General features: G+C 66.4%; 10 protein-coding genes. 8 read left to right on the forward strand and 2 right to left on the reverse strand.

The genetic code is table 11. The annotated features are described in order from the left end of the window. Positions 1-46: 46 nt before the first annotated feature. Positions 47-1,879: an aspartate--tRNA ligase gene (aspS, locus tag PKE72_RS17070; protein ID WP_271166553.1), complete on the reverse strand. Its 1,833-nt coding sequence runs from the start codon at positions 1,877-1,879 to the stop codon at positions 47-49. Positions 1,880-2,041: 162 nt separating this feature from the next. Between aspS and PKE72_RS17075 the strand changes: the two genes are divergently transcribed. The 5 genes from PKE72_RS17075 to PKE72_RS17095 all read left to right on the forward strand — a co-directional run bounded on the left by PKE72_RS17075 (position 2,042) and on the right by PKE72_RS17095 (position 7,519). Beyond that, positions 2,042-2,329, forward strand: a complete 288-nt coding sequence (locus PKE72_RS17075) for a YciI family protein (RefSeq protein ID WP_271166554.1) — start codon at positions 2,042-2,044, stop codon at positions 2,327-2,329. An 86-nt stretch (positions 2,330-2,415) separates the two neighbouring features. Then, positions 2,416-3,102 (forward strand): P-loop NTPase family protein, encoded by a 687-nt coding sequence (locus PKE72_RS17080; protein WP_271166555.1) that lies wholly within the window; start codon positions 2,416-2,418, stop codon positions 3,100-3,102. Positions 3,103-3,400: 298 nt separating this feature from the next. After that, positions 3,401-5,617, forward strand: a complete 2,217-nt coding sequence (locus tag PKE72_RS17085; RefSeq protein ID WP_271166556.1) for an RNA degradosome polyphosphate kinase — start codon at positions 3,401-3,403, stop codon at positions 5,615-5,617. Next, positions 5,617-7,104 (forward strand): Ppx/GppA phosphatase family protein, encoded by a 1,488-nt coding sequence (locus PKE72_RS17090; RefSeq protein ID WP_271166557.1) that lies wholly within the window; start codon positions 5,617-5,619, stop codon positions 7,102-7,104. Before PKE72_RS17085 ends, PKE72_RS17090 begins: the two co-directional genes overlap by 1 nt. A gap of 49 nt (positions 7,105-7,153) precedes the next feature. Beyond that, positions 7,154-7,519 carry a VOC family protein gene (locus PKE72_RS17095; RefSeq protein WP_271166558.1) on the forward strand — a complete coding sequence of 122 codons (366 nt, stop codon included), beginning with the start codon at positions 7,154-7,156 and terminating at the stop codon, positions 7,517-7,519. On the opposite strand, the gene rnd is transcribed toward PKE72_RS17095, so the two are convergent. Further along, positions 7,516-8,667, reverse strand: a complete 1,152-nt coding sequence (gene rnd, locus PKE72_RS17100; RefSeq protein ID WP_271166559.1) for a ribonuclease D — start codon at positions 8,665-8,667, stop codon at positions 7,516-7,518. The genes PKE72_RS17095 and rnd overlap by 4 nt on opposite strands. A 79-nt stretch (positions 8,668-8,746) precedes the next feature. Between rnd and purM the strand changes: the two genes are divergently transcribed. From purM to PKE72_RS17115, 3 genes are all read left to right on the forward strand, one after another. Further along, entirely contained in the window at positions 8,747-9,784 is a 1,038-nt protein-coding gene (gene purM, locus PKE72_RS17105) for a phosphoribosylformylglycinamidine cyclo-ligase (protein ID WP_271166560.1), read from the forward strand. Between the two features lie 4 nt (positions 9,785-9,788). Then, positions 9,789-10,373 carry a phosphoribosylglycinamide formyltransferase gene (gene purN, locus PKE72_RS17110; protein WP_271166561.1) on the forward strand — a complete coding sequence of 195 codons (585 nt, stop codon included), beginning with the start codon at positions 9,789-9,791 and terminating at the stop codon, positions 10,371-10,373. Positions 10,374-10,608: 235 nt separating this feature from the next. Beyond that, on the forward strand, positions 10,609-12,657 hold the full coding sequence (locus PKE72_RS17115) for a M13 family metallopeptidase (RefSeq protein WP_271166562.1): 2,049 nt from the start codon (positions 10,609-10,611) through the stop codon (positions 12,655-12,657). Positions 12,658-12,686: the final 29 nt, after the last annotated feature.

Below are 12,686 nucleotides of genomic sequence, written 5' to 3' on the forward strand. Positions count from 1 at the left end.
GACGCCTTGCGGCGTCCCCTTTGTCGTCTTCAGAGCGGTCAGCCCGTTACACTTTGATCGGCACGGCCGTGCGGATGTGGACGTCCTTCAGCTGGCGCTCTTCCGCCTCGGTCGGAGCATTCATAAGCAGATCCTCGCCCTGCTGGTTCAGCGGGAAGGCGATGACTTCGCGGATGGCCGTCTCGCCGGCCAGCAGCATGACGATTCGGTCGATGCCGGGAGCCAGGCCGCCGTGCGGCGGCGCGCCGTAGCGGAAGGCGTTCAGCATGCCGCCGAACTGTTCCTCGACCACCGAGGCGTCGTAGCCGGCGATCTGGAAGGCCTTCAGCATGATCTCGGCCTTGTGGTTCCGGATCGCGCCCGAGCACAGCTCATAGCCGTTGCAGACGATGTCGTACTGGAAGGCGCGGATGGTCAGCGGGTCCTGGGTCTCCAGGGCCTCCAGACCGCCCTGCGGCATCGAGAAGGGGTTGTGGCTGAAATCGACCTTCTTCTCTTCTTCCGACCATTCGAACATCGGGAAATCGACGATCCAGCAGAATTTGAACTGGTTCTCGTCGACCAGCTTCAGTTCCGTGCCCACGCGGGTGCGGGCCAAGCCGGCGAACTTGGCGAAGACCGACGGCAGGCCGGCGACGAAGAAGGCAGCGTCGCCCTGGCCCAGACCCAGCGACGACATCAGGGCCTCGGTGGGCTCCTGGCCCAGGTTCTTGGCGATGGGACCGCCCCAGGCGCCCTGGTCGTCCGACCAGAAGATATAGCCCAGACCCGGCTGGCCCTCGCCCTGCGCCCAGGAGTTCATGCGATCGCAGAAGGCGCGCGAACCGCCGGTCGGCGCCGGGATGGCCCAGACGGCGTTCTTCTCGTCCGCGCCCAGGATCTTGGCGAACAGGCCGAAGCCGCCGTCGCGGAAGTGGTCGGACACCACCTGCATCTTGATCGGGTTGCGCAGGTCCGGCTTGTCCGAACCATACCAGGCCATCGACTGGGCGTAGGTCAGGCGCTCGAAGCCCTTGTGCTCGAACGTCTCGCCGAAGTCGTTGGTGAAGACATGGGCGCCGTCGATGGGCGACACCGGCTTGCCCTCGCCGAACTCTTCGAACACGCCGTGCATCAGCGGCTCGATGGCGGCGAAGACGTCTTCCTGGGTCACAAAGCTCATCTCGACGTCGAGCTGGTAGAATTCCAGCGAACGGTCGGCGCGCAGGTCCTCGTCACGGAAGCAGGGGGCGATCTGGAAATAGCGGTCGAAGCCCGAGACCATCAGCAGCTGCTTGAACTGCTGCGGCGCTTGCGGCAGCGCATAGAACTTGCCGGGGTGCAGACGCGACGGCACCAGGAAGTCGCGCGCGCCCTCCGGCGACGAGGCGGTCAGGATCGGCGTCTGGTACTCCAGGAAGCCCTGGGCGACCATGCGCTGGCGGATCGAGGAGATGACCCGGGAGCGCAGCACAATGTTCTTGTGCAGCCGCTCGCGACGCAGGTCGAGGAAGCGGTTGGCCAGGCGGATGTCCTCAGGATACTCCTGATCGCCGAAGACCGGCATCGGCAGTTCGGCGGCTTCCGACAGAACCTCGACCCCCTGGACGCGGACTTCGACCTCGCCGGTCGGCAGGTTGGGGTTCACCACGGATGCGTCCCGGGCGACGACCTCGCCGTCGATCTTGATCACGCTCTCGGCGCGCAAACGCTCGACCGCCGCGAAGCCCGGCGTCTCCGGGTGCAGCACCAGTTGCGTCAGGCCGTAGTGATCGCGCAGATCGATGAACAGCAGGCCGCCGTGATCGCGCTTGCGGTGCACCCAGCCGGACAGGCGGACGGTGGAACCGGCGTCGGAGGCGCGCAGAGCGCCGCAGGTATGGGAGCGGTAGGCGTGCATGAACAGACCGTCTGGAAATCTGGCGGTGGAATCTGACGCCTCAGGCGCCTGAAATCGAAGCGGCGTAGGGCGCATCATCGCCCCGGAAAGTCAAGGTTTCAGCCGTTGCAAACCCCGCCTCCGCGCGCGATAGCGGTCCAGTCATCCGTTCGAGGCCACGCCATGTTCATCGTCACCATCACCTACACCCAGCCCATCGAGGCCATTGAGGCGAAGACCGTCGAGCACCGCGAATGGCTGGACATCCATGTCGCCAGCGGCCTGATCATCGCCGCCGGCCCCATGGTTCCGCGCACCGGCGGCATACTCGTTGTCCGCAGCGGGGGCACGAAGGAAGAGCTGGAAACCCTGCTGAAGGACGATCCCTTCCAGGTCCACGGCCTGGCCGAGTACGTGGTCACGGAGTTCAAGGCGGGCAAGCTGAACCCCGCCCTGGTCGAGTTCGCCTGATTTCATCCACAGTGGGGACTGTCCCTCCCCGCTACCAACAGGTCCGGCGTGACGCGGTTCGTCCGAGGCTCTGCTATGACAGTCTCATGTCCGCGCAGAGCGCCCTGATCCGAACGACCGCCGAACAGCTGCGCCTGCCGCTGGAACGCCCGCTCGTGGGCGAGGCTTTCGTGACGTCCGACAGCAACGCCAAAGCCATACGGGTCCTGTCCCGCTGGCCCGACGGCGCTGGCCCAGTCTTGGCCCTGTACGGCCCCGCTGGTTCGGGCAAGAGCCGGATCGCCGCCGACTGGGCCGAACGGGTCGGCGCCGTGCCGCTGAACGGCGTCGAAGCCGCCCTGGTCGATCCGATGGAGTTGGAGGGTCGTCCCATCCTGCTGGACTGCGCGCGCGACGCCGACGACGAGAGTCTGTTTCATATGATCAACCTGGCCCAGGCGGGCGGCGGCGCCCTGCTGCTGGTGGATCGCGCACCGCCCAGGACCTGGTCGGCCGATCTGCCCGACCTGCGCTCGCGCCTTGACGCGGTGCGCACCGTCGCGATCGACGCGCCCGACGACGCGGTTCTGTCCGCCATATTGCGCGCCCGGTTCGCCGAGCGCAGCATTACGCCGTCAGAGGATGTAATCGACTATCTGGTCCGCCGCCTGGATCGGTCGGCCGATACGGCTGCGGCTGTGGTCGCCCGCCTAGACGCCCTGCACCGCCCAGTGACCCGCGTCCTGGCTCGCCAGGCGCTGGACCAGATGGACGCTGACGCCGAGACCGACTGAGAGTCCATGGTATGGTCCGTCAGATCCCACGCCGCCGGCGACGCTTCAATCTGCGGTAAATCCGCTTCGGAGTCGGCTGTCCCAACATGTCCCAGCCAATCACGAGAGCCGCCGTTCCGACGACCAAGGCTATGAACAAAAACGCCACTAAGGCCTCCACGTCGATCTACCTACGGGAGCCTGAATCTTAACCACAACTTCGCAAGTGCGAGAAGCCCCTTCGCATATGCGAAGGGCAGTTGATGAAAATGTCAGTGCCCCGCTTGCGGCCGTCACAGTGGCGCGCGAGAACCGGGTCATGACCGACGCCGCGATCCACGACGCCACACGGGGTGAAGAAGTCCCCGCCTCCCGCGCCCCTCAATTGGCGCTGAATGAGGAGCTGATGGCCTCGCCCACTCGGTTCTTCAATCGAGAGATTTCCTGGCTGGCTTTCAACGAGCGCGTGCTGGAAGAAGCGGCCAATCCGAACCATCCCCTGCTCGAGCGGCTCCGGTTCGTTTCCATCTCGGCCAATAACCTCGATGAGTTCTTTATGACCCGCGTGGCGGGACTTAAGGGCCAATTGCGCGAACGTGTCCGGGTCCTGTCGGCCGACGGTTTGACCCCCGCCGAACAGCTTGAGCGGATCAATATCTCAGCCGGCGAACTGATGGCCGAGCAACAGATACGCTGGCGCCAGTTGAAGAAGGAATTGGCCACCGCAGGCATCGAGGTGGTCGATCGAAACCGTCTGACCAAGACCGAGAAGGACCGGCTGGAGCCCGAGTTCCTGAACCAGCTGTTCGCCGTCCTGACCCCCCTGGCCATCGACCCGGCCCACCCCTTCCCCTTCCTACCCAATCTGGGTTTCTCGCTGGCTCTGAAGCTGAAGCGCAAGGGCGAGACCAAGACCTTCTACGCCCTTGTGCCGGTGCCGACACAGGTGCGGCGCTTCTGGGAACTGCCGACCGACGGCCGTTCGGCGCCGGGTCGCAAGCGGTTCATCACGCTGGAAAACGTGCTGCTGCTGTTCATCGACCACCTGTTCCCCGGCTGCGAGGTTCTGGAGAAGGGCCTGCTTCGCCTGATCCGCGACAGCGATATCGAGATCGAGGAAGAGGCAGAAGACCTGGTGCTCGAGTTCGAAGAAGCTCTGAAGCAGCGTCGTCTGGGCTCGGTGGTGCGCGTCAAGATCGAGGCCTCAATGCCCGCCGATCTGCGCGACTTCATCGTGGGCGAACTGGAGGCGGCGCCCCAGGACGTGGTGCTGGTCGACGGCATGCTGGGCCTGGCCCAACTGTCGGACCTGATACCCGGCGGCCATCCGGACCTGAAGTTCAAGGGCTATGAGCCGCGCTATCCCGAACGCGTCCGCGACAATGGCGGCGACGTCTTCGCCGCCATCCGCGAGAAGGATCTGCTGATCCACCACCCGTTCGAGAGCTTCGACGTGGTGGTGCAGTTCCTGCGTCAGGCAGCGCGGGATCCGAACGTCATCGCCATCAAACAGACCCTGTATCGCACCTCCAAGGACAGCCCCATCGTCGCCGCCCTGATCGAGGCGGCCGAAAACGGCAAGAACGTCACCGCCCTGGTCGAGTTGAAGGCCCGGTTCGACGAGGAGGCCAATCTGCGCTGGGCCCGCGCCATGGAACGGGCCGGGGTCCACGTCGTCTTCGGCTTCGTTGAATACAAGACCCACGCCAAGCTGAGCGTCGTGGTGCGCCGCGAGGGCGACGCTCTGCGCACCTACTGCCATTTCGGCACCGGCAACTATCACCCGGTGACGGCCAAGATTTACACGGACCTGTCGCTGTTCTCGTGCGACCCCGTCCTTGGCCGCGACGCCAGCCGGGTGTTCAACTACATCACCGGCTACGCCACCCCGGACGAGCTTGAAGCCCTGGTGGTCTCGCCGCTGAACATGAAATCCACCCTGATCGAACTGATCGGCAAGGAGATGTCGGCCGCCGCCATGGGCAAGCCGGCCGCCATCTGGGTCAAGCTGAACTCGCTGGTGGACCCCCAGATTATCGACGCCCTGTACCGCGCCAGCCAGTGGGGCGTACGGATCGACCTGGTGGTGCGCGGCATCTGTTGCCTGCGCCCCGGTGTTCCGGGCCTGTCCGAGAACATCCGCGTCAAGTCGATCGTGGGCCGCTTCCTTGAGCATAGCCGCATCGTCTGTTTCGCCAACGGCAAGGATCTGCCGCACGACAAGGCCAAGGTCTTCATCTCCTCGGCCGACTGGATGACGCGCAACCTGGATCGCCGGGTCGAGCTGATGACCCCGATCCGCAACGCCACGGTCCACGACCAGGTCTTGGACCAGATCATGGTCGCCAATCTGAAGGATGACGCACAAAGCTGGGTGCTGGACGCCGAAGGGCGCTATACGCGGGTCCAGGCCGCCGATCCCGAACGGCCGTTCTCGGCTCATAAATACTTCATGACCAATCCCAGCCTGTCGGGCCGCGGTCGCAAGGTGAAGACCCTGCCCGAAGCCCTGCGTTATGAACGTCCCGGCCGCTGATGGCCGATCTGGCGCTTATCGGCCGCGATGTCGCGGCCATCGACATCGGCTCCAACTCGGTCCGTTTGGTGCTCTACCGGCTGGAGGGCCGGGCGATCTGGACCGTGTTCAATGAAAAGGTCCTGGCCGGCCTCGGCCGCGACCTCCCGACGACCGGCAAACTGTCCGCCGAAGGCGTGGTCTTGGCCATGACGGCGCTGCGTCGCTTCGCCGCCGTTCTGGAGGGCGTGCGGCCTGACGCCACCCTGATCGCCGCCACCGCCGCCGTGCGCGAGGCCGAAGACGGGCCGGAGTTCTGCCAGCGCGTCGCGGCGGAAACCGGCCTGCAAATCCGCGTCCTCTCGGGCGAGGAAGAGGCGAAATACGCCGCCATGGGCGTCCTGGCCGGCGCGCCCGACGCCCACGGCGTCTCGGCCGACATGGGCGGCGCCAGCCTGGAGCTGACGCGCCTGAACGGAGACGGGGTCGAGCACGGCCTGACCCTGCCGCTGGGCCCCTTCGCCTTGGCCGAGGGCAAGGGCTTCGACGCCGATCGCATCAGGGCTCGGATCGATCAGAGGCTGAAACCGATTGCGGCCCAGTTCCAGACCGACCGGCTCTACGCCGTCGGCGGCGCGTGGCGCACCCTGGCCCAGGTCCATATGGCGCTGAAATCCTATCCGCTGAAGGTCGTCCACCAGTACCAGATGACGGCTGAAGAGGCGCTGGAGACCGCGCGGCTGGTCGCGCACCAGTCGGCGGCCGGACTGGCGAAACTGCCCGGCGTGTCCAAGAAGCGCGCCGAGACCCTGCCCTACGCCGGCCTGGTGCTGGAAGGCCTGATCAAGCATCTGAACCTGAAAGGGATCGAGATGTCCGCCTGGGGCGTGCGCGAGGGCTTGCTGTTCGACACCTTGGACGAAGAGACTCGCGCCGCCGACCCCCTGCTGGCGGGATGCGCTGCTCTGGGCGGGCGACAGGGGATCGACGCGGCCCTGCCCGGCGCTCTGAAGGGCTGGATGTCCGACATCCTCGCCGCACTGCCCAAGGCTTTCGGGGAGCCCCGGGACTCCATCCTGACCGCCGCCGCCTGCCGTCTTTCCGACCTGGGCGCCCGGCTGCATCCCGACCACCGGCTGGAGCTGGCCTTCGACCAGGTGCTGCGCGCGCCGGTCGCCGGCGTCAGCCATGCGGAACGCGCCTTCCTGGCCGCCGTCATGAACGCCCGCTACGGCGGCGGCGCGGCCACGCCTCAACCGGACATCATCACCCGCCTGTTGAACGAGGACGCCGCCAAACGTGCTCGCGCCCTGGGCCTGGCCATCCGCCTGGCCTGCGACCTATCGGGCCGGTCATCCCAGCTCCTGGCCAATGCTACGGCGACGGTGAAGGGCGCCGACCTCAACCTGACGGCCACGGACGGCTACGCCGACCTGCTGCTGGGCGAACAGACGAAGAAGCGCGCCAAGGCGTTGGCCGAGGCGATGGGACTGGGCCTGTCGATCTAGACAGCTGGCCGAACAAGGTTCAGCCTTTCGTCGAACGAGAGGAACACTCATGCCCGTGACCGGAATCGGCGGCTTCTTCTTCCGCGCCCAGGACCCGCAGGCGCTTTCGGCCTGGTATCTGAAACACCTGGGCGTCGGCGCGCCCGAGGGCCAATTCCTGTGGGATCAGCAGGCGGGGCCGACCGTCTTCTCGCCGTTCAAGGAGACGACCGACTATTTCGCCGAAGACAAGCGCTGGATGCTGAACCTGCGCGTCGAAGGCTTGGACGCCCTGCTCACGTCCCTGAAAGCCGCAGGCGTAGAGGTCGTAACCAAGGACGACTGGGACGCCAGCCCCGAGGTCGGTCGCTTCGCCCGCATCCACGACCCCGAGGGCAATCCTATCGAACTGTGGGAGCCGCCGGCGGGCGGCTAGCCCTCGATCTCGACGACCTCGACGCGCGCGCCGCTCAGCACCAGGGCGATCTCGCCCCGCTTCAGCTTCAGCGCATCCTCGCCGAAGATCTGACGCCGCCAGCCCTTCAGCGCATCCACATCGGCGTCGTCGGCGACGGCGATCTTTTCCAGATCGGCCACGGTGGCGATCAGCTTGGACGCGACGCCGGCGTTGTCGCTCTTGGCCTTCAGAAGCACCTTCAGCAGTTCGACCACCGACGGCGGCGCGGGCTGACGGTGCGCCGGACGCTCCATGTCAGGGGCGTGTGATTCGGGATCGGCCAGGACGCGCTTCAGTTCCTCGGCCAGTTCCAGGCCCAGGCGGGACCCGCCGAAACCCTTGGGCACCGAGCGCAGTCGGTTGAAGGCCTCGGGGTCGGTCGGAGTCTGTTGCGCGACCTCGTCGATGCCCTCGTCCTTCAGAATGCGGCCGCGCGGCTGGTCGCGCTCCTGCGCCGCACGCTCGCGCCAGACGGCCACAGCCTTGAAGGCGGCCAGATATTTGGCCGAGAACTTCTTGGGCTTCAGCCGCTTCCAGGCGTTTTCGGGATTGGTGTCGTACAGGGCCGGATCGACCTGGCTCTCCATCTCCGACATTACCCAGTCCAGCCGTCCCTCCTTCTTCAGCCGATCGCGCAGCTTCGGATAGAGGGCCGCCAGATGGGTCACGTCGCCCAGGGCATAGACCAGCTGGCTGTCCGACAGCGGGCGTCGCGCCCAGTCGGTGAAGCGGCTGCCCTTGTCCAGTTCGACGCGCAGCATCTGCCGCACGAGAGAATCATAGGCGACCTGTTCCCCGAATCCGGCCGCCATGGCGGCGACCTGGGTGTCGAACATCGGCTTGGGCATGGCGCCCAAACGCACGAAGATTTCGACGTCCTGTCGACAGGCGTGGAACACCTTGATGATGTTGGGATCGCGCAACAGGTCCAGGAAGGGCTCCAGGTCCAGGCCGTCGGCCATAGGATCGATGATCCCGGCGTGATCGGCGGACGCGGCCTGGATCAGGCACAGCCTGGGCCAGTAGGTCGTTTCCCGCATGAACTCGGTGTCGACCGTAATAAACGGGGCGGTGGCGAGGCGGGCGCAAAAATCGGCCAGCGCCTCATTGGTGGTGATCGGCGTCATTCCGATGCTATAGCCCCCCGCAACCCACCTGTGGCAAGAGCCGCGCTGCATTTCCGCCCCGATTCCAGGCCCGAACACCATGAGCGACACCCAAAAGCCTCTCGAAAACGGCCTGACCTACGCCGATGCGGGCGTGGACATCGACGCAGGCGAGATGCTGGTCGAACACATCAAGCCCCTGGCCAAGTCCACGGCGCGCCCCGGTTCAGAGCCCTCGCTGGGCGGATTCGGCGCCCTGTTCGACCTGAAGGCCGCCGGGTTCGAGGATCCGCTGATCGTCACCACCACCGACGGCGTCGGCACCAAGCTGAAGATCGCTATCGAAACCGGCCGTCATGACGGCGTCGGGATCGACCTGGTCGCCATGTGCGTCAACGATCTACTGGCCCAGGGCGCCGAGCCTCTACTGTTCCTCGACTATTACGCCACGGGCCGGCTTGAGATCGACGCCGCCCGCCGCGTCGTCGCCGGCATCGCCGAGGGCTGTCGCCAGGCCGGCTGCGCTCTGGTGGGCGGCGAAACCGCAGAAATGCCGGGCATGTACACCGACGGCGACTATGATCTCGCCGGCTTCAGCCTGGGCGCGGTCGAGCGCGGCCACGCCCTCCCCTATCTGGATCGTCAGGCGGCCGGCGACATCATCATCGGCCTGGCCTCCACCGGCCCGCACTCGAACGGCTATTCGCTGGTGCGCAAGGTTGTCGAGAAGTCCGGCCTGGCCTGGGGCGACGACGCCCCCTTCGCCAAGGACCGCTCGCTGGCCCAGGCCCTGATGGAGCCGACCCGCATCTATGTGAAGCCGGTCCTGCCCCTGATGAAGGCCGGCCTGGTCAAGGGCGCGGCCCACATCACAGGCGGCGGCCTGATCGAAAACCCGCCCCGCTGCATCGCCGAGGGTCTGAAGGCTTCGTTCGACTGGGACAGCTGGCCCATGCCCCAGGTCTTCCAGTGGCTGGCCGAAACCGGCGGCATCAGCGACCACGAGATGCGCCGCACCTTCAATTGCGGCGTCGGCTTCATGCTGATCGTCGCGCCGGAGAACGCCGAGCCGGTTCTGGCCGCCCTGCTCAACGCGGGCGAAGTCGCCTTCGTCTGCGGACAGCTGGAAGCGGCCTGATCTCGTGAAGACGCGCGTCGCCGTCCTGATCTCCGGGGCCGGCTCCAACATGGCGGCCCTGATCGACGCCGGTCAGGGCGCCGACAGCGGCTATGAAGTCGCCCTGGTCGTTTCGAACGTCGAAGGCGCGGGCGGCCTGGCCATCGCCGCGGCCAAGGGCGTCGAAACGGTCGCCGTTCCGCACAAGCCCTTCGGCAAGGACCGCGAGGCGCACGAGCGCGTCGTGGACGAGGCTCTGCGCGCCGCCGGCGTCGAAGTCATCGCCCTGGCCGGATACATGCGCGTCCTGACGCCCTGGCTGGTCGGCGGCTGGCGCGGCCGGATGCTGAACATCCACCCCAGCCTGCTGCCGCTGTATCCCGGCCTCGACACCCACGCCCGCGCCATCGCCGCCGGCGACGCCGAGGCCGGCTGCACCGTTCACCTGGTCACCGAAGGCGTCGATGAAGGCCCGATCCTGGGCCAGGCCCGCGTGCCGATCGTCGATGGCGACACGCCCGCCAGCCTGGCCGAACGGGTCAAGACGGCGGAGCATCGGCTTTATCCGCAGATACTGGGTGCGTTCTGCAGGGGTCTGGAACGGGGCTGAACCCTGCCCTCCATTCCGCTCATCTCCGCGAAAGCGGGGACCCAGCGCTTTGGGCGCTCAATACCATCCTCTTCGCCCGGACCTCGACCCCCGACATCCTACCCCACAACAGAACTGGGCCCCCGCTTTCGCGAGGATGAGCGGGGTGCAGACGATCAGATTACGAAAACTTCATGCGACACCGCGCCGCACCGGCGCAAAGGTGCCGCCGATCAAAATCGGGACCTTATCCTTCATGCCACGTATTCGCCTGATGGCCGCCTGCTCGGCCTGTATCGTCGTCGCCCTGACCGGCGGCGCCTCGGCCCAGGACCATTCGCACGGAGCCCATGCCGCACCCGGCTTCGGCGCCTGGGGCTTCGACCTCGCCGGCCGCAACACAGCGGTGAAGCCGGGCGACGACTTCAACGAATACGCCAACGGGACCTACCTCAGCACCACCGAGATCCCCGCCGACAAGGCCCGGTTCGGTCCGTTCGACGTCCTCTATGAAAACGCCCAGGCGCAGCTGAAGGCGATCATCGAGACCAGCGCCGCTAACCCGACCAACGAGAACGCCCGCAAGGTCGGCGCCCTCTACGCCAGCTTCATGGATGAGGCCCGCGTCGAACAGCTGGGCGCCCAGCCCATGGCCGCAGACCTCGCCGCCGTGAAGGCCGTCACCGACCACGCCGCCATGGCCCGCCTGATGGGCCAGAGCCATTCGGGCTTCGGCGGTTCGCTGTTCGGCGTCGCCGTGTTCGAGGACCTGCAAAAGCCCGACATCAACTCGGCCTATCTGGCCCAGGGCGGCCTCGGCCTGCCCGACCGAGACTATTATCTGAAGCCGGACTTCGCCGCCCAGCGCGAAGCCTATCTGGCCTATCTGACCCAGACCCTGACCGCGATCGGCTGGACCGATCCGGCCCAGACCGCCGCCGACATCATCGCCTTCGAGACCAAGGTCGCCGAGAAACATTGGACCACGGTCGAGCGTCGCCAGATCGACAAGCTCTACAACCCCACCAAGGTCGCCGACCTGGCGACCTTCGCCCCCGGCTTCGACTGGACGGCCTTCCTCGACGGCGCTCAGGTTGGAAACCTCGAGACCCTGGTGCTGATGGAGAATACGGCCATCCCGGGCATCGCCCAGGTCTTCGCCGACACCCCGATCGAGACCCTAAAGGCGTGGGAAGCCACCCAAATCGTCGATCAGGCCAGCCCCTATCTGTCCAAGGCCTTCGTCGACGCCCGCTTCGAATTCCGCGGCAAAACCCTGCGCGGCCAACCCGAGAACCGTCCGCGCTGGAATCGGGGCGTGGCTCTGGTCGACGGCCAGCTGGGCGAGGTCCTGGCCCAGGAATATGTCCGCCTGCACTTCCCCGCCTCGTCCAAGGCCCAGATGGAGACCCTGGTCGGCAACATCCGCGCGGCCATGACCGAACGGCTGAAAAGCCTGGACTGGATGAGCGAGCCGACCCGCGAACAGGCCCTCTACAAGATGTCCAAGTTCGGGGTGAAGATCGGCTATCCCGACAAGTGGCGCGCCTATGACGGGCTCGAGCTGACCGCCGACGACCTGTACGGCAATGTCGAACGCTCCAGCGCCTTCGAGTGGGCGTATCAGCGCGGCAAGATCGGCAAGCCGGTCGATCCGCTGGAATGGGGCATGACGCCCCAGACGGTGAACGCCTATTACAACCCGCCGCGCAACGAGATCGTCTTCCCGGCCGCCATCCTTCAGGCGCCCTTCTTCGATCCGAATGCGGACCCGGCCGTCAACTACGGCGGCATCGGCGCGGTCATCGGCCATGAGATCACCCACGGCTTTGACGACCAGGGCCGCAAGTCCGACGGCGACGGCGTGCTGCGCGACTGGTGGACGCCGGAAGACGCCGCCCGGTTCGAGGCGCGCGCTAAGGTTCTGGGCGACATCTACAACGCGCTGGAACCCATCCCCGGCGTCCACGTCAACGGCGACCTGACCATGGGCGAGAACATCGCCGATCTGGGCGGCCTGCTGCTGGCGCTGGACGCCTACCACAAATCGCTGAACGGCCAGCCGGCGCCGGTGATCGACGGCCTGTCCGGCGACCAGCGCGTCTTCCTGGGCTGGGCCCAGGTTTGGCGTGAGAAGTCGCGCGAGGCGGCGCTGAAAGAACAGCTGACCACCGACCCGCATTCGCCCGGTTCGGTCCGCGCCGCCACCTCGCCGCGCAACATCGACGCCTGGTACGCCGCCTTCGGCGTATCGCCCGATCAGAAGGCTTACATCGCCCCCGAGGCCCGCGCCCGCATCTGGTAGGCGGTCCGCAGCCCAAACGGAAAAGGCCC

It is taken from the genome of Brevundimonas intermedia (assembly GCF_027922165.1).
In the GTDB taxonomy this organism is placed as follows: Bacteria; Pseudomonadota; Alphaproteobacteria; order Caulobacterales; family Caulobacteraceae; genus Brevundimonas; species Brevundimonas intermedia.